This window comes from Flavobacterium cerinum (assembly GCF_024496085.1).
Taxonomy (GTDB): Bacteria; Bacteroidota; Bacteroidia; order Flavobacteriales; family Flavobacteriaceae; genus Flavobacterium; species Flavobacterium cerinum_A.
Genome location: NZ_CP101751.1, coordinates 2,913,987 through 2,931,204, shown reverse-complemented (window position 1 = coordinate 2,931,204; position 17,218 = coordinate 2,913,987). Strand labels below are relative to the sequence as shown.

Below are 17,218 nucleotides of genomic sequence, written 5' to 3'. Positions count from 1 at the left end.
ACGCTATATCATTTTATATAAAGCCATGAAAAAACAAATTTTAATTTTCGTTATTCTGATCTGTTTTCAGAATTTATCTGCTCAGACTTTAAAAGAAAAATTGGATAAAATAACTACAGTTGAAGAAGCAAAAGCATTTATTTCGAATAATCCGGAACTGGATCCGGAGTTATATACAATTGAACCGGAAATGGATACTTTGACGTCAGCAAATTTTAAAGCATTAAAGCTAGGTGATGTTTTTAATATAGAGGGAAATGATAATCTTTTTAAGGTTGTAGGGATGAGCAAAGGGAATGCCTTTCGGGTTAGTTATATTTATCTGGACGGTAGTAAAAAGTCGCTAAATGAAATCAATAAACTTCGCCCTGAAATAATAAAACAGTATAGAAAAGGAACTCCGTTTTTAGATTTGGTTAAAAAATATACGATGGATGGAAATCCTACCGGAGAATTAGACTGGTTTATGAATGGTTCGATGGTTCCTGAATTTGAAGCCGCAGTAAAGGCGCATAAAAAAGGGGAAATTTTCACGGTTGATGTGCCGGAAAAAAAGTGGTATTACGTAACGCTAAAAACCCATGATGACAGAGGAACGACCGGACTGGAAATTTTAACGGTGAAAAACATTAACTGATTTCAGGATGAAAATGAGGTATTAGAAGAAATAAAAAATCAAATAGAAAACATGAAGAAGTACTACACAAATAGTATTTCGGTACAATAACTTTTATACCTGCAATTACAAACACGATATGAAAACAAAATCAATATTGTTTATCTTTTTTATAGTATTCTCTCCTACACTTCAGGCGCAAAATAACCTTGCCGTTAAAATTGATGACCGGATGGAAGCGTTGAGTATTTTTTATACGTTAGCAACGGCAGATACTTTAGACGTTAAGCCAACACCTTCTACCTACTACAAAGACGTTAAAACCTATTTTGAACCATACAAAAATCATGCATCATTAAACTGGTACCGGAATTTAGAAAACTGGGATGGCTATGATATGGCTTCACTAGGACTGTTTTTATCCGATAAATACCCGTTTACCGTAAAAATAAAACCGGAAACGAACTATATCAGAAGTACTGGCATAGAAGAATTTCTATCGCATTTTAATGCGTTCTATCAAGAATGTCACGTCAAAAAGTTTATTCTTGATCATAATAAACAGTACCAATCCATTTGTAAAACAGCTAACGATTTCGTACAAGCGTCGGGTATTTTAAAAGAGATCAACCGGTTTTACGGTCAGACAAAAAAGGGAAAATTCGTAGTCTATATCGACGTATTAAACAATCTGGGAAACAACGCTATTCCGTCTGATGATAAGCAATTTGAAGGAAACAGAATGTTCCGGTTGGCCTATCTGAACGATACGGCTAAAAACGTTACAGATGAGAGTCCCGTTCAGTTTACACCGTACTTAAATGTGGTTATTCACGAAATAAGCCATCTTTTTTTAGAGCGCTTTGTAAAAGAGTACCACAACGATTTATTTGAAATCAGAAACCTTTTTTTAACCACAACCAAAGGAGAAAAACTAAAGGAATCGGCATGGGAAAATGAAGCAGACGAGTTGATTGTTCGGGTTTGTACCGCAAAAATAATTGCACAAAAATCAGGTGAAGAAGCCGGTCTAAAGGAAATTGAAAATCAGGCAAAACATTTTAAACAGGCATTGCCGTTATACCGTTTTTTTGATGCATATTCGTCTGATAGAAAACAATACAAAACGATTCAGGCTTTCTATCCTGAAATCCTTAAATTTTTAAAAAAGAGTGCTTTATAACAAATGTAAATTGACTTAAAGTATTTAAAGAACGGATAATCGAATAGCGTTAACAAGCAGTAAAATTAAAGTTGTAGATAATTAAAACAAAAGAGATAATCTCTCGTGAATCGTATGAAAAAAAGGTATTATATAGTGTTATTCACTTTTTTATTTCTGATAAGCTGCAATAGCTCAAGTGAAAAAAAAGAAACAACAACAACAGAAAAAAAAGCCGATACAATGGTTGTTACACCGGTTAAAATGCTTAAAGCAGCCGGACTTATTCTACCGGTAGTTGACAGCTTGCGGGATTCGAGTGCGTATTGTTGTGTGGTAACTCCCGAATCCGGTTTTATCGTGTATGACAAACCTAACGGAAAAGCTATCGGAACCGTAAAAAGAGAAATCGATGAAAGTGATAATCAATCGCCATATGTGCTCTATTTGATTTCCGGCACCAATAAAGAGAAAATCGAGACAGAAGCTTTTAAAGAAATTGGCTATGATCTTTTTGCAATCAATTACAGCGAAACGGCTGACGGTTATGTACGCGTTTTCGATAGTAGCAAAAACTATTGGCTAAAAGTAGCCGAAATCAATCATAAGGGCTTTAAGGCCATAGACTGGATGGAACATTTATTAAAAGAACGCGATTTGGTTTTAGGGTATTATGCCAATGAACCCGGTTTAAAATTGCGAAAAGAACCCAACAGTAATAGTGAAGTTATTAGTACCATTCGCGGCGATTTGTTTGAAATTAAACTTTCCGAAAAAGTTTCAGGACAATGGTGTAAAGTGATCATCACAAAATATAAAGAGCATCCTTGTGAAACGGAATTGAAAGAGTCGGAAAATAAAGTGGATACCAAAGAAGGTTGGTTAAAAATTATCGATGATAACGGAGAACCTAATATCTGGAGTTATAGTAAAGGTTGTTAATAATTTGATAGAATAAAGTATTGGTTTGAAAATTGACAAGGTTTAACGAATAATCACTTTAAACAAAAATCATAAACATGGCAAGTTGTTTTATTACATTTAAAGATGGCAGATGTTATTCCAGAAGATGGACAATATATGACGCAATTCTTCATATTGCCATACAGGAATTGGAACGAATTCCGGGTGGTATGCCTTTATCGGAATGGCTGAAATTACAGATTCCGGTTGAAGAAGCCGAACATCAAAGTGATGCCTGTTATGGCTTCTATAATTCAAGAATTGATGAATGGAAAAACAGGGAATTGGACGTTAGAAGTCTGACACCGGAAAATCAGGAGCTTTTCTGGGAAGCAATACGGAATGGCCGAATCCGGTTGGTTGAAGAAGGTGAGGCTTATTCTCCGTTGAATATCGATTATTTTGATGAGTTTTATACGATGTATGAACTGGCTGAAAAAGGAGAACCGCCAATGGATTACAATCATTTAATAATAGTTGCCGAACCGTGCAAAGAAAAGAATGGTCCGGGTTGGTAAAAAACAATAAAACAGGAATTTGATTTAAAAGAAAACGACCGTTATATTTAAGCTATGAAAACAGTACTATGGTTAGTAACCGTATTTTTTAGTATCACAATACAAGCACAAAATATTCAGCAAATAGATTCTCTGAATGTTGTGTTATGTCAATCATTAAAAGACCTGGGAACTATTGATGAACAGGGTATAGATAAGGTTTTAGAAAAGCATTTACCGGATTTTTTTGAACGCCATAAAATCGATACTAAAGAAAAATCGGATTCAATTCATATGTTAATTTATTTCAGACTTCAAAAGGAGTGCCATCCGTTTGTAGCGTACCTGGCTACTTTAGATGAAAATAAAAGTGATTGGAAGATACTGAATGAAAAACCAAAAAATAATAGTACTAAAGCCGAATTAAAAAAGTTCTTTTCGACTACCGACTTTTACTATAAAGAGTATGAAGGAAATAGTATAACGGTAAAAATAAATTCAAATCAATATAGTGAAAAATTTGAAGACGGGAGTTTTTCTAAACTGGAATTTATAAAAACATCCGATTCGACCTTTAGCTTAAAGTTTATTGAAAGCGATAACAGAAAACGAAAAAATCTTAGTGTAAAAGGAGAAATTTATCACTACGGGATTTACGGTAAAGGAGATACTTATTATGATGTTTGGACAACAACTGATAATAAACAGTATTATGCCTTTCGATTTTATATAGGTAAACCATAAGTTTTAGTTTAAGTGTTTAAAATATTGAAATACAATATCTTAATTTTTTAATAATATGAAAAATACAATATTATTTTATTTCCTTTTTGGAATGATAACGATTGGATTCGGCCAGGAGCTTTCTGAGAGAAAGACAAATTACGATCTTGACATTATGGAATATTTAGACAAGTCGACAGATCAGGAAACAATCACATTTCAAACTTTTTTAACCAATAGTAAACCTTTTTCAAAATGGGATGCAAGACCGGTGAATCATCAAAGCGTCTGGCTGTTTAATACGATTCATAAGTCAAGTGAAGTGCCGAATTTTATTTACGGGATTTTCTCGGTTAACAAATACAATATAACTAAAGATGAAGCTTTGAAAATGCCGAATCAATTTCTTGCTGAAGCAACCGATAAAAAATCGGTATTAATAGAACATTTAAAAGGTAATGTAAAGAAATTTCAGGACGTTTCGAAGCTTATCGGTGAAAGTGATAATACGATATTTTTGAATCAGAGCAGTCAGCAACGAATTGATAATTTATATAAAGAGAACGATAAATACTGGCAATATAAAATACCGTCGGATTCTCCTTTTCCGATGTCAAACACTATTGAAACCAATTTAAAAGCGTCATTTTCTAAAAAACAGGTTTCCGTTTTAAATTTGCTTAAAGAGTTAAATGTGTATGCGGCAATAAAAACCACTAAAGGGATTTTTTATTTGGCGGATGGTTTAACGGATAATTCCTATGGTTTTTATTTTACCGGGAAAGGAGCAATGGAAACGGATAACCATTTGTTTGAAATCATAGGAACTGAAAAAATCAACGAAAATTTTTATTATTATATCGCAAATTAATACGCACTTATTATTTAATAAAATGATCAAAAAAATAACCACTTTTCTTTTATTCATAACGGCAACATTTTCTTACTGTCAGACAGACCCCCTTTTTTTAATCATTGAAAACGGAAAAATAGGCTATATAAACGAAAAAGGAGCGGTAAAAATCCAACCCCGGTTTTTAAACGGAAACGAATTCGCTGAAGGATTAGCTTCGGTACGGAAAAACGGCTTATATGGCTTTATTAATACTAAAGGTGATTTTGTGATCCAACCGCAATACGACTATGCGCATAGCTTTTTAAATGGAATTGCCCGTGTCTACAAAAACGGAAGACCACTGTTTATTAATAAACAAAATACACCGATAATTGATAGTCGTTATCAATCATTTTCTGGTATCAGTCCCGATAAAGGAATTGTAAAGACAAAGTCCGGAAAACACGGTATGATTGATTTAAAAACACAAAAACTGATTGTTGATACGCTGTATCATAGAATTAGAAATTTTAAAAAAGAAGGTGTTGCTATCGTAGAAAAACTGGAAGTCAATAAAAGAAACAAGATGAAAACGATAAAATATGCTGTTGTTGATAGTCTGGGCCGGTTTATTGTAAAATTTGATCAATATGAATCAATAAATGGTTTTTCAGAAGGTTATGCATCGGTCAATATGCAGGATAATCGTTTTTTAGAAGGAGTTATTGACACAAAAGGAAATTTACTTTTTAAGCGGTCAACTAATGATAAATCCCATATAAAAGAGGAATTTAAAAACGGATTGGCGGTTATTAGTTTATATAAACACTGGATTCCCGAAAAACCTAATGTTAGTTATACAAGTGAAAAAATATACAACGGCTATATAAACCTGAAAGGAGAAATTGTATTAAACGATACTTTGATCGAACAAGCCGGAAATTTTTCAAACGACAGAGCTTTTATTAAAGAAAAAGCATCGAATGAATACAAATTGATTGATACCCGATTCCAACCTGTGGGGGAACTCACTTATAAACGCATTCTGAATGATGAATTTAAAGATGGATTTGCAATTGTTAAAATGGATAGTCAATGGGGTATAATTGATACCGACGGTAAGTTTGTCATATATCCGACATACGATTATATAGATGAAGTCGGTATTAAGGACAACTTCTTTTTCTTTGGAATTGACGGGTATAATGATGAAGTGCTGTTTGGAATTGCCAATTTAGAGGGAAAAATCATTCTACAACCGATTATCCAACAATTTGATAAAAAAGGCTTTTCAAACGGACTTCTAAAAGCAATAGTAAACAACCGACTTACTTATATCGATAAAACCGGGAATATTATCTGGCAGGAGAAAAAAGCAAATGAACAAAATGTAACACCGCTAAATATTGATTTTATGAATAGAGGCTATTTTTATGCCTATTCAACTCCGGATGAACAGGACTTAAGAGGCGGATGGGGCGTTTCTAAAAATATTCTGCAAATAAACGAGATTATAAATATATCCGATTTAGGAAAACTAAAACTGTTAATTAAAACAGAAGAGAAAGCGGTTTTTCAGGATTTTTATTCCGGTTATAAATTCTATGTTCAAAACAATACGAATGACACTATCGCCTTTGAAGCACAAGACAGCAGACTTTATTTAAAACTCCAGGCTCAAAACAAAAAAGGCGAGTGGAAAGATATCGAATACCTGCCATCCAGCTGGTGTGGCAATAGTTATCATACAGTAAAACTCGATCCGAATACCAGTTGGGAATTTATAATCCCTGAATATGAAGGCGAATTTAAAACCAAAATCAGAGCAGAACTACAATATTTAGGGGCTAAGGATAAAAAGCTTTTTATCTATAGTAATGAAATTCAATCAAGTATCAATCCGGCTCAGTTTTGGAACAAGATGGAGTATGTTCCGGGCGGTTTAATGGATCCCTATTACGATTAAATAAAATTATAAATAACAACCGATAGAAAAGGGGACAATTGATGTTATCCTGTTATTCAAACCAAAATTTTAACCTTATGAAAAACAGCTGTTTATTGCTTTTTATTTTTACAATATTGATCTCGTGTAAAAAGGACACAGAAAAAACAGAAAGCGTTTCCGTTCCGGATATTACAATTCAGAAAACGGATACTATTGTTAAAAAAGAAAGTACAGCACTAAAATCGGTTTATGATGCCGATACAATTGCATTGGAAAGCATATTGATTAATAATCATAAAATGCTCCTGTCTATAGACGAATTCAATACTATTTATAAAAATACAATTGATTCTACAAAATCAGAATTTTGGGAATGTGGAAATCCGTTTGAATGGTTAGATGAACAATGGATGAAAAAAACATATGGTAAAGAAATGGAAAATTACGATGGTGAAATAACAACCATTTACAGTAAAGGAAATCAATTTAGCAGTAATACGCATCTTGTTTTATTAGATCAGACACTTATGAAACACAATGCTTTAAAAATTATTTCTTATGATATCCTATTGGATCAAAACACAACATGGGAGGCGTTTAAAAAAATGTTCCCAAAAGCAGAATCGCTGAGAAAAAATCTGGCGTCTGATGAATTTAAGGTTTTAATTCCGTTCTTAAGAAGCACCTATAGTGATAGTCTGTTAGAGTTCCATTTTAAAAACGGAAAATTGAATAGTTTTATTATATGGTGGAACATGTGTTAAAATTGAACGATTTTTTTATAAATATTGTCTTTTTTCAATACTTTTTTTAAGATGTTAAACCTTTTGACTATGTTTAAATCAATTAAAGGTTGATGTATAATTTAAAATCATAATAATAAATGGGAGTTGATTACGCAATAAGAATGTATATAAGAGAAGAAAACTTAGGTAATAGTCTAAGATGGTTGTTCCAAAATACGTGCAATGATTGTAATCCGCTTTCCGTTTCGGTAGATGATTCTATAATTAAGTTAAACGGTTCCGGCTTTAAACTGAACCAATCGTATCTTACTCATAATGCCGAAAACGATCAGAAAATTGTTGTAAATGACGATTTCCGGGCATTATATTATACAACCAATTTGCGCTTTGATTTAGAACCGAAACTAATCGAGTATTATTTCGATACTGTTTATCATGAAAACGGATTAGAAACGTTTAATGAGCAGTTTACTTCGCTTTATGACGGTAACGGAAAAATAGTAATCGGAAACTTTATGGCGTCGATACATAAATTACCTGATTTACCGGTTATTGAGTTTGATTTTCTGGCTGTAACTTCCGGAATAAGCCGGATATTGGAAGAATCAATAGCGGCAAGAAAATGGATTCATGAATTTTCAGAAGCATCAGAAGCAATCATGAGTTATATTGATATGGAATACAGGGGAAGTAAAATCGTTTATTATAAAGGCAATAAAATGGAGGTCACTCTTAAAGATTGCTTTGAAACGAACGATTCTATGTATACGATTCAAAATCTTATAACGGATTATTTTCATTTGGAAAAAAGATTGGACTTAAATAATGATAAAAAATATAGTGTTTTACCGGAAAAGATGAATATCATAGAAGATGCTAAATATACAGTTTCTATTCATATTGATAAATGGTATTTAACGATTGAGTACGGTTACAATGTACAAATGGAGCTAAATGAAAATCAAGTTACAAGGGTAAAAAGAGAAGGCAAAAAATATATGGATGATTTTGTAAATGATTGGTTTAACAATCGAAAAAACTAAAAATATAAAATGACAGTAACGATAGCCATTATAGTAGGATTGATCATTTCCGGTATCATCATATATGGAATTTTAAACCCGTATGCCCTTAAACCCAAAAAGGGAATCGAGTATGAGGATCTGGTAAATCGGACTCAGGAGCGAATTGCTAAAGCCAATGGTGCTTTAATAGAACAATTCTCACTCAAAAACCAATCGGACGATAACGCGGACTTTTATAAAGATGCCGAGTTTGTCAATAAAGAGTGTACCAGTCTGGATGATTTTATTATCAACGACCAAATCAATTCATTTGACCTCAGGAAATTAGCCGATTTAAACGGAATCCAATTGCAAATAGCACAAGGATGGCATGCATTGCTGATTGAAATGCTTCAGGAATTAGATGCAAAGGGTTGGGATAGAAGGGTTTCGTGCATTAAAGAAAAATATGCATCGCTACGTTTTTATACCCGCTGTGAATATAATGATCCGATATTTATGATATTGGAACATTATGAATATAAATCGGAACAGGTTTGTGAAACCTGCGGTGAAAAAGGGGAGATGCGCCATAATTCCGGTTGGGATTATATTGCCTGTCAGCTGCATTATACGGAAAACAGAGGGAAAGTTACTGTTGAAGATTCCGGTTTTACGCATAACGGCACTTTCTATCCCTGGAACGATATAAAAGATGCCGTTTTTGAAGATGCTGATTATTACAAGAAGTACCGGTTTTTAAAAATAGCGTTAAAGAAAACAAATGTACAGCATCCGGGTTGGTCGGATAACACATTATATGTTTCCAGACATGTTATCGGATTCGGTAATTTTTTGAATCATTTACCCAAACAGCTTCAGAGTTTGGATTATACTTACATCAAAAATTTTGAACAGGCTGCGTTTTGCGAAGTTTGCGGGTATAAAGCCGTCTATTTTGAAGAATGTGAATGTTGTGAAAAGAGAACCTGGTTGGCCTATCTGAAAGAATTTAACGATAACGATAGTAATGAGGAAAGAATCCGGCATTTAAAATACAGCCAAATGAACTGGACAAAAAAAGAGGGAGAAAAATATGAAATGCTGAATAATAATTATAGCAAAAACCCGGATTACACTATTTTGTATACCGAAGAGGAATTAAACAAAAGTTATAAAGACGAAGAAGATGAGTTATATAATGGTTGATATTGAATCGGACGGACCTATTCCCGGCGATTATTCGATGATTTCATTCGGAGCTGTTCTGGTTGATGATCATTTAGATAAGACGTTTTACGGAAAGTTAAAACCGATTTCCGACAAATGGATTCCGGAAGCATTAGCCGTTTCGGGATTTAGTCGAGAAGAAACGCTAACATTTGAAGAACCGCATATTGTAATGCAAAATTTCGCCGATTGGATTAAAGAACATTCAAAAGGGCGCCAACCGGTTTTTATCAGCGATAATAATGGTTTTGACTGGATGTTTATCTGTTGGTATTTTCATCATTTTATCCAAAAAAATCCGTTCGGACACAGTTCTCAAAATTTAGGAAGCCTATATAAAGGCGTTGTAAAAGATATGTTTCAGAATTTTAAGCACTTAAGAGTCACCAAGCATACGCATAATCCTGTGGATGACGCAAAAGGAAATGCCGAAGCATTATTGACAATTAAAAAGGAATTTGAATTAAAGATAAGTTTGAAGTAATAGTCAAAATGCATCTTAAAATAAATTGTAACCAAAACCAAATCCAATATGAAGAAAAAATTACTTTTTGCTTTTTTGTTTTTAACTGCATTTGCAGAGCACTCTTTTTCCCAGACATATGTGCCGATGTTAAACAATTCGTCATGGAATATTGTAAGCGCTAATTTTGGCGGAGGTCAAAATTTAGTCATTAATCCGGGTGTTGATGTGGTAATCGGTTCTTATACCTATAAGAAATTCTTTGATCCGTCAACCAATTCTGATGTATACCTGCGGGAAGATACAACTGCCCGAAAAGTATACCGGAATATAAATGGTGTTGACCGACTATTATACGATTTTAGCCTACAGGTTTCAAGTACCATTACGTTAGGCAACGGGAGTACTTATACCGTAATTTCTATCACTGATGTTACTGTTAACGGCGGTACAAGAAGACGATTTTCGTTAGATAACGGTTTTTTTAGCGAAACCTGGATTGAAGGAGTAGGAAGTAGTCAGCATCCGTTCCGACCTTCTTATGAAATGCCTTCGGATCCTTATATTTATCTGACGTGTAGTGCTCAAAATGGTGTAAATGTTTACAATCATAATCTTGCCAACGGGCAATCGACTCCAACGGATTGTTCAATGTTAGGTCTGGATGATCCGAAATATTCAAACCGTGAAATCCATTTTGCACCCAATCCTTTCCAAACGGAACTAACGATAACAACAAAATCAGGTTTCCGAAATGCGACATTAGAAATATACAATTCAATTGGCCAACTGGTTAAAAAAGTATCCGATTTAAACGGAGAGACAGTAAATATTAAGCGGGAAAACCTAACTAGCGGACTCTATTTTACCCATTTAACAGAAGCAGGAAAAACGATTTCAAAAAATAAGATAATTATTACAGACTAAAAAAAGTGGTAAAGCGTTATCACTAATAAAGAAAAGGTGAAAAAAGCAATATTTATAGTATTAGGTATATTCCTGATTTTACAATCCTGTATAAAAGAGAAAGCAGATAAAAAAGCATTTTATTATGTGATCAATCATGATAAAAAAGAAGTAAGGTCTGATGATTCTCCTCCGCCACCGCCAAAGCTGTTTTACGGAGAATCTAATTTTATACTATTAGATTCTATAAGAGTGTTTTATCACGATAATTATGTTTTTCATTGGTGTGGTACCGGTGTTGATTATACAAAACCGTCTCTGTTGAATATTACTCCTGATAGCTTAACGGAAATAAGGCTAAATGATTTGCCTGTATTTTTAAAGCAGTTAAAATCGCCGTTAATGGAATATGAAAACAAATATTCAGTTATAATTTCTTCACCGACGGATACGATAAAAAACAAAGCTTTTGAGATCATTTCTGAGTTTTTTAAAGCAAAAAGTATCGGTATTTACTCCGTTCGAAACTGGACAGAAGAAGAAAAATATGTGGTGACAGCAAAAGTCGAAAATACGAAATACGATCCGTTAAAAATCAAATGGAAAATCGGTTTTGATGTAGAAATGATCCCGCTTACTAAAAATGAAATTGAAGATGCGGAAAGACGGTATAAATAATTTATAGCCAAATAATCATAAAAGAGTAAAGTCTTGTTATTTGATGCAACAAAATGGGATGGAAACAGTAAAATACAAAGACTGGGAGTTTGAAGTTGATCGGGAATTGACGATAAAAACATATAAAAACGTTACAATTAGCGGAGCTGAAAGTTGTATTTGCGATGATTGTAAAAATTATATTCTTTATAGAGACACAGTTTTCCCGGAGGAAATAAAACAACTTTTTAATGATTTAGGAATTGATCTTAAAAAAGAAGTAGAAATTGTGTCTTATGAGACACTACCAAACGGATTCCAACGAATTGGAGGATGGTTTCATTTTAAAGGAAAACTTTTAAATGGTAACAATTGTTATATTCCGATTCCCGATGGCTACGGATTTACGATCTATATGACCAAGGTGGTAGATGATTTTTCAATAGGTTTTACAAAAGCTAACGCTTTGACTTTTTTTGAGAAGACTGAAGATTTAGTTCAGGTAGAGTTTTTGACTAGTATTCCTATGAATAAACAAGAGGAAATTAAAAATTAAAAATGGAAATAAAGTATACAAAAGGAGATGCAACAAATCCTACAACAGAGGGAAATAAAATCATAGTACACATCTGTAATGATATAGGAGGTTGGGGAAAAGGATTTGTTATGGCGATTTCTAAAAAGTGGAAAAAACCGGAGGAGGAATACAGAGCGTGGTTTAAATCGAAAGCGAACTTTGCTTTGGGAGAAGTTCAATTTGTTGAAGCTGAGCCGTCAGTTTGGATAGCCAATATTATCGGTCAACATAAAATAAACAAAGATGAAAACGGTGATCCGCCAATTCGATATGAGGCCGTTTTATCCGGACTTGAAAAAGTAGGACAATTTGCTGAAAATAATCAGGCTTCCGTTCATATGCCCAGAATCGGTTGCGGATTAGCCGGCGGTACCTGGGACAAAATAGAACCTTTGATCAAAAGTAGTTTAAGTGATAAAGGGATTTCAGTGACGGTGTATGATTTTTAATATATAAGTCAAAGTTAAATAATAGCTAAAGATAATATGCGTATACCTAAACCTTGTTATGAAAACTGGAATTCAATGTCGCCTGATGCAAAAGGTAAATTTTGTAATTCTTGTAATAAAACGGTAATTGATTTTACCAAAATGAAAGATCAGGAAATTCAAAAGTATTTTATTGAAAATTCTGAAACAAAAGATATTTGTGGTCGCTTTAAGCAAAATCAAATTAAAACTGACAATAAGCCGGGATACAATACTATAAAAAATTGCTTTGATCGGATTAGAATTAAACCGATTCAAAAAATCGCCTTATTTTCATTGAGTACGCTTCTTTTATTTACGAGTTGTATTATGGGAAAAGTAGCTGATCCGGAAGAACCGGTAGTATTTGACAATGAAACAATAAACGATGGTGAAATCAGCAAACAGGATGAAAGTGTAATAAAAGAATCTGATTCTATAAAAAGACAAGCTATTTCGGAAGAGAAAAACAGTAACAATCCGAAATAATGTAAATGGTGTAATACTATAGCATTTCAAATAACATTCATATTACAATAAAATAGGCTACCTAGTTGATAGCCTATTTATATATAAACCCGACAGGTTTTTAACATCTGTCGGGTTTACTATTTTAATCTGTCAGAATTTAAATCCTGACAGGTTTTATTATTTAATTACAATTTTCTGAACTTCTTTTCTTTCACCGTCCTGAACCGTAACGATATAAATTCCGGTCTGAACGTTTCTTAATTCCAGATTTTGGTTAAATAAACCGGTATTTTGGAACGATTTCGTAAAGATTTCTCTACCGCGGATATCGTGTACATTCACTTTGATATCGTTAGCTGAAGCCGATTTAAACTGAATATTAAAATTACCGTTATTCGGATTCGGGAAAATCATAAAATCCTGTAATCCGAAACTATCAGTTCCTAAAACAGCCGTTTCGTAACATACTTCAACCGACCATGAATTTAAATTACCGGTATCACCCTGGAAATAGTCATTTATCAATAATTGCCAGTTTCCATTAGAAACTTTTCCGTTTAAAGCGGATAACGGTTGGTTCGGTGCAAAAGTACCGGTTGTAATCGGAGCAGTACAAACAATACTCGGAGAACCGTCATTAAATGTAATATTAAAACCGTCCTGGTCATTACAAATACGGCTAGCTAAAGCCACTTCCGTTCCGTCAGGGTGTTTTACTCTGGTTATCAAATCACGGATCCATTGATGCGTTACGTTAACATTTACATTTACATCAGTAATTGTTTGAGCTGCTGTAACATTCAAATTAGAAGTCAATGTCGGTCCGGCAGTAGACGTAGTAGGGTTTGGACCGTCAGGAATAGCAGTAACGGTATTATTGGTAAAAGTTTCACAAGCATTGGTAATAGTATAACCAACAGCAATGTTTTTAGACAAAGCATAGAAAATATTCCCCACGGCTTCGATCATAATACGACAATTAGGAGAAGCGGTATTCGGTACCGTAATTACTTCCGATCCGTCGTTTGGTGTATTAGCTACTAATGTTGTAAAAGTCACACCGTTATCCATAGAGATACGGATATTAACGTTTGCAGTATTAATTCCGTTTGCGGTTGTTCCGGCTACATCCCATGTTACTGTTTGTGATGAACCTCTATCCCAGGAAACATTCGCAACACTAGGAGAGGTGATACGGAAAGGTCCTGTATTAGCAAAAGTAACTGTCATATCGCCACGTCCGGTTTGTCCGCCGTTAGGAGCTTTATTATCTCTTACTGTTAATGCAAAATTCATAGTACGGGCAACATTCGGAACTACTTCCCATGTTGGTACAAGATTACCGGCCATAACATCTTCAAAACGCGGCATAAAACGGTTAGGTGATGTAGAAGGAGGTAAGGATCTGAAATTCGGTCCGGTAGTAGCAGTAGCTGTTGGCGGCTGCGTACTTACCTGATTATTCGTTTGTTCCCAACAGTAGGTTAATGATTCTCCTGCTGTATCTGTAGCACTTCCTTTTAGAATAAAAGCAGTACCATAAGGAATAGTAAAGTTTGCACCGGCATTTACAATCGGAGCAGCATTTCCGTTGTTTGTAGTAACGGCACAACTACCACCTGCATTTACAAATGTTTGCATCTGAGCAATACTTACCGTATGGAAGTGAGCATCAGAATGCGCTTGTACGTTTGGCGCACAAATTCCGGCATATCCCATAATTGTACTGGCGCTTCCCGGTTCAACAGCGGTAGCATCCGTACGGTTACAAGCGTTGTTTTGTGTATGAGTAGCTCCGTATTGGTGACCCATTTCATGTGCTACATAATCAATATCAAAAGGATCTCCAACCGGGTTTGGCTGTCCTGTAATTCCTCTTGCTTTATTACTTGTACATGGAGAGTTCAATTGAGCAATTCCGGAATCGGTAGTACAAACACCATGACCGATATCATAATTACCGGCACCGATAGCAGCATCTACAATCGGCTGAATTTCATTAATCATCGTTGGTGAATTCGTAAAGTTATCACTGTCGATATAGATAATTAAGTCATTATTGGCAACGATATTCATATGTAAAGACATATCTCTTTCATACAAACCGTTAACACGAGTCATTGTAACATTCATTGCGGCCAAAACAGCTGCTTTTTTTTGTGCCAATGTACCGCCGCTTAGACCGGCTGCATTAACATGGTAGGCCGCATATTCAATAGTACAAGCCATTGCAAGTCGGTATACGCGATATTTCCCGTCACTAGCCATAGCTGTTTCCGGATTTTGGATCAGACGTCCTGAAACAGCTTCATGATCGTCCTGAACCATACAACTAAAAGCACGTGATGATTGTAGTGCTTTTTTGTTATAAATGATGTAATTTTTTAAATCCTTAGTGTACGGATCGATATAAGAAGTACCTGTTTTTCCGGACAATGTCATCGTATGAAGACCAAAAAGGGTCACACTAAAATTAATAGTTGCAGAAGGATCGTCAATACCTTTACCGATATACGATTTAATACCCGGATATTTTGCAGCTAATTCCGCTTCCATAACAGGAGATTCATAAATCTGGTAATTTTCTATTTTTCCGTTGGCAGCAGGAAAAGAAAGAATAAGGTTAGAAATAGCATTAGATCGCATCGGAGCAGCTTCTAATTTTGCTTTTAAAGCAGGAAGATCAAGTGAAAACAATTGGAAATCATTCGGTTGAGAAGCTCTTTCCGTTTTTTCATACATCTTCAGTCGCTCAGGGCTCGTCTTGGTCCACAAAGAACCTTGGCCGTAAGCTGAAGCGAACAGACAGAAACTGGTCGCGACATAGAGTAGCTTTTTTTTCATTCGTTAATTTTTTACAGTTGTTATTTAGTCATAATGTCATAAAAATACATTTTTTAATTTAATATGTTAATTTTTCATTAATTTTTTAATTTGTTAAAAAATTAATACTTTGATTTTCAATAATTTATGTTTATTGCGTTTATATGGTTTAATCATAACTTACCAAACAAACTGAATTTTTTAGAATTATTTTGTTCCCTTTATTATTACACAAATAAGATTAAAATTCAAATTGGTGTATCTTTTATAAGGGGTAGTAGCAATAAAAGAAGTGCTCATCCATAATTATTTATTAAGGTTTTACATAGACATTAAAATAGAGATGCATTACTTGGCTTCATATTTTCTATTTTACATAATGTATATTATAGTTCAAATAATATAGTTGTCGATTATGAGTATATGAGTGGCTTTTCAAGTGTTTTATGCTCAATTATAAAGATTCTAATTAAAGCTTTATACCTGCTTTATAATTAATCAATATAAATTGTGTTTCAATATTCCTCCGATAATTAATTATTCTTTCTAAATTCAAAAATTACTGACTTATACTGAATCCGGTTGTAAAATAAATTGCTTTAAATTTTTGGAATATCCTGATGTTAGAATAAAGTCTAGAAATTTTGATAGTTTACATGTTTTATTGTTTTGATTTAAAATTATAGCTGTCTTTGTTATAAGACTTTGTTTATGTGATTTTAACTTATATAATTCTAAGCGGAATTAAAATAAATCCTATTATCTAATGATCATTTTAATACGATAAAAGATTTATTCTATATAACTTTTAATTTTATCTTTTTGATATTCTATTTTACATAATATTAAAAAGGACTTTATTCAGTAGTCATTTTTATATACTGACTAATCCCTGGTATAATAAAATATTTATAATCAGGTTATAATTTTTGCCTTAAAGTTTAATTTAATTACTACTTCCCTATTGATAAGAATTTAAACATCTACTCAACTAATTATTTCTGTTTGTCATTACGATTAACCGTAATTTTTAGTCTGTTTAATTTTCTACCTTCGCTTTGTTCTTTTTTAAGGCATTATGTATTATATTTTTAATTATTATTTATATTGCTAGATAAAATGAGATTTAA

The 17,218-nt window shown here is 33.6% G+C and carries 17 protein-coding genes; 16 read left to right on the top strand and 1 reads right to left on the bottom strand.

The window, feature by feature from the left end; translation table 11 throughout:
* The first annotated feature begins 25 nt into the window (after positions 1-25).
* The 16 genes from NOX80_RS13125 to NOX80_RS13050 all read left to right on the top strand — a co-directional run bounded on the left by NOX80_RS13125 (position 26) and on the right by NOX80_RS13050 (position 13,283).
* A complete protein-coding gene (locus NOX80_RS13125; RefSeq protein WP_256550249.1) occupies positions 26-637 on the top strand; it encodes a peptidylprolyl isomerase in 612 nt (203 codons plus the stop codon).
* Between the two features lie 118 nt (positions 638-755).
* Complete coding sequence (locus NOX80_RS13120; protein ID WP_256550248.1) at positions 756-1,799, top strand: DUF4932 domain-containing protein; 1,044 nt, start codon at positions 756-758, stop codon at positions 1,797-1,799.
* A 114-nt stretch (positions 1,800-1,913) separates the two neighbouring features.
* A complete protein-coding gene (locus NOX80_RS13115) occupies positions 1,914-2,720 on the top strand; it encodes an SH3 domain-containing protein (protein WP_256550247.1) in 807 nt (268 codons plus the stop codon).
* 77 nt (positions 2,721-2,797) lie between these two features.
* A complete protein-coding gene (locus NOX80_RS13110) occupies positions 2,798-3,259 on the top strand; it encodes a hypothetical protein (RefSeq protein ID WP_256550246.1) in 462 nt (153 codons plus the stop codon).
* Positions 3,260-3,313: 54 nt separating this feature from the next.
* Positions 3,314-3,982, top strand: a complete 669-nt coding sequence (locus NOX80_RS13105; RefSeq protein ID WP_256550245.1) for a hypothetical protein — start codon at positions 3,314-3,316, stop codon at positions 3,980-3,982.
* Between the two features lie 55 nt (positions 3,983-4,037).
* Positions 4,038-4,832 (top strand): hypothetical protein, encoded by a 795-nt coding sequence (locus tag NOX80_RS13100; protein WP_256550244.1) that lies wholly within the window; start codon positions 4,038-4,040, stop codon positions 4,830-4,832.
* Positions 4,833-4,854: 22 nt separating this feature from the next.
* Positions 4,855-6,762 (top strand): WG repeat-containing protein, encoded by a 1,908-nt coding sequence (locus tag NOX80_RS13095; RefSeq protein WP_256550243.1) that lies wholly within the window; start codon positions 4,855-4,857, stop codon positions 6,760-6,762.
* A 77-nt stretch (positions 6,763-6,839) separates the two neighbouring features.
* Positions 6,840-7,508: a hypothetical protein gene (locus tag NOX80_RS13090; protein ID WP_256550242.1), complete on the top strand. Its 669-nt coding sequence runs from the start codon at positions 6,840-6,842 to the stop codon at positions 7,506-7,508.
* 119 nt (positions 7,509-7,627) lie between these two features.
* The gene (locus NOX80_RS13085; RefSeq protein ID WP_256550241.1) at positions 7,628-8,533 is read left to right on the top strand and encodes a hypothetical protein; all 906 of its coding nucleotides are present in this window, start codon (positions 7,628-7,630) and stop codon (positions 8,531-8,533) included.
* Between the two features lie 9 nt (positions 8,534-8,542).
* Entirely contained in the window at positions 8,543-9,703 is a 1,161-nt protein-coding gene (locus NOX80_RS13080) for a hypothetical protein (protein ID WP_256550240.1), read from the top strand.
* Positions 9,684-10,208, top strand: a complete 525-nt coding sequence (locus tag NOX80_RS13075) for a 3'-5' exoribonuclease domain-containing protein (protein ID WP_256550239.1) — start codon at positions 9,684-9,686, stop codon at positions 10,206-10,208. The genes NOX80_RS13080 and NOX80_RS13075 overlap by 20 nt, the downstream gene beginning before the upstream one ends.
* Before the next feature lie 48 nt (positions 10,209-10,256).
* Positions 10,257-11,114 (top strand): T9SS type A sorting domain-containing protein, encoded by an 858-nt coding sequence (locus tag NOX80_RS13070; protein WP_256550238.1) that lies wholly within the window; start codon positions 10,257-10,259, stop codon positions 11,112-11,114.
* Positions 11,115-11,150: 36 nt separating this feature from the next.
* Positions 11,151-11,771 carry a hypothetical protein gene (locus NOX80_RS13065; RefSeq protein WP_256550237.1) on the top strand — a complete coding sequence of 207 codons (621 nt, stop codon included), beginning with the start codon at positions 11,151-11,153 and terminating at the stop codon, positions 11,769-11,771.
* A 58-nt stretch (positions 11,772-11,829) separates the two neighbouring features.
* Positions 11,830-12,306, top strand: a complete 477-nt coding sequence (locus NOX80_RS13060; RefSeq protein WP_256550236.1) for a hypothetical protein — start codon at positions 11,830-11,832, stop codon at positions 12,304-12,306.
* 2 nt (positions 12,307-12,308) lie between these two features.
* Positions 12,309-12,776: a macro domain-containing protein gene (locus tag NOX80_RS13055; RefSeq protein ID WP_256550235.1), complete on the top strand. Its 468-nt coding sequence runs from the start codon at positions 12,309-12,311 to the stop codon at positions 12,774-12,776.
* 36 nt (positions 12,777-12,812) lie between these two features.
* A complete protein-coding gene (locus tag NOX80_RS13050) occupies positions 12,813-13,283 on the top strand; it encodes a hypothetical protein (RefSeq protein ID WP_256550234.1) in 471 nt (156 codons plus the stop codon).
* A gap of 159 nt (positions 13,284-13,442) precedes the next feature.
* Here NOX80_RS13050 and NOX80_RS13045 read toward each other — a convergent pair whose 3' ends face one another.
* On the bottom strand, positions 13,443-16,109 hold the full coding sequence (locus NOX80_RS13045; RefSeq protein ID WP_256550233.1) for a reprolysin-like metallopeptidase: 2,667 nt from the start codon (positions 16,107-16,109) through the stop codon (positions 13,443-13,445).
* Positions 16,110-17,218: the final 1,109 nt, after the last annotated feature.

Bases quoted from the DNA above. Each gene is read 5' to 3' on its own strand.
- NOX80_RS13125 (WP_256550249.1), top strand. From the start codon at position 26: ATGAAAAAACAAATTTTAATTTTCGTTATTCTGATCTGTTTTCAGAAT.
- NOX80_RS13120 (WP_256550248.1), top strand. From the start codon at position 756: ATGAAAACAAAATCAATATTGTTTATCTTTTTTATAGTATTCTCTCCT.
- NOX80_RS13115 (WP_256550247.1), top strand. From the start codon at position 1,914: ATGAAAAAAAGGTATTATATAGTGTTATTCACTTTTTTATTTCTGATA.
- NOX80_RS13110 (WP_256550246.1), top strand. From the start codon at position 2,798: ATGGCAAGTTGTTTTATTACATTTAAAGATGGCAGATGTTATTCCAGA.
- NOX80_RS13105 (WP_256550245.1), top strand. From the start codon at position 3,314: ATGAAAACAGTACTATGGTTAGTAACCGTATTTTTTAGTATCACAATA.
- NOX80_RS13100 (WP_256550244.1), top strand. From the start codon at position 4,038: ATGAAAAATACAATATTATTTTATTTCCTTTTTGGAATGATAACGATT.
- NOX80_RS13095 (WP_256550243.1), top strand. From the start codon at position 4,855: ATGATCAAAAAAATAACCACTTTTCTTTTATTCATAACGGCAACATTT.
- NOX80_RS13090 (WP_256550242.1), top strand. From the start codon at position 6,840: ATGAAAAACAGCTGTTTATTGCTTTTTATTTTTACAATATTGATCTCG.
- NOX80_RS13085 (WP_256550241.1), top strand. From the start codon at position 7,628: ATGGGAGTTGATTACGCAATAAGAATGTATATAAGAGAAGAAAACTTA.
- NOX80_RS13080 (WP_256550240.1), top strand. From the start codon at position 8,543: ATGACAGTAACGATAGCCATTATAGTAGGATTGATCATTTCCGGTATC.
- NOX80_RS13075 (WP_256550239.1), top strand. From the start codon at position 9,684: ATGAGTTATATAATGGTTGATATTGAATCGGACGGACCTATTCCCGGC.
- NOX80_RS13070 (WP_256550238.1), top strand. From the start codon at position 10,257: ATGAAGAAAAAATTACTTTTTGCTTTTTTGTTTTTAACTGCATTTGCA.
- NOX80_RS13060 (WP_256550236.1), top strand. From the start codon at position 11,830: ATGGAAACAGTAAAATACAAAGACTGGGAGTTTGAAGTTGATCGGGAA.
- NOX80_RS13055 (WP_256550235.1), top strand. From the start codon at position 12,309: ATGGAAATAAAGTATACAAAAGGAGATGCAACAAATCCTACAACAGAG.
- NOX80_RS13050 (WP_256550234.1), top strand. From the start codon at position 12,813: ATGCGTATACCTAAACCTTGTTATGAAAACTGGAATTCAATGTCGCCT.
- NOX80_RS13045 (WP_256550233.1), bottom strand. From the start codon at position 16,109: ATGAAAAAAAAGCTACTCTATGTCGCGACCAGTTTCTGTCTGTTCGCT.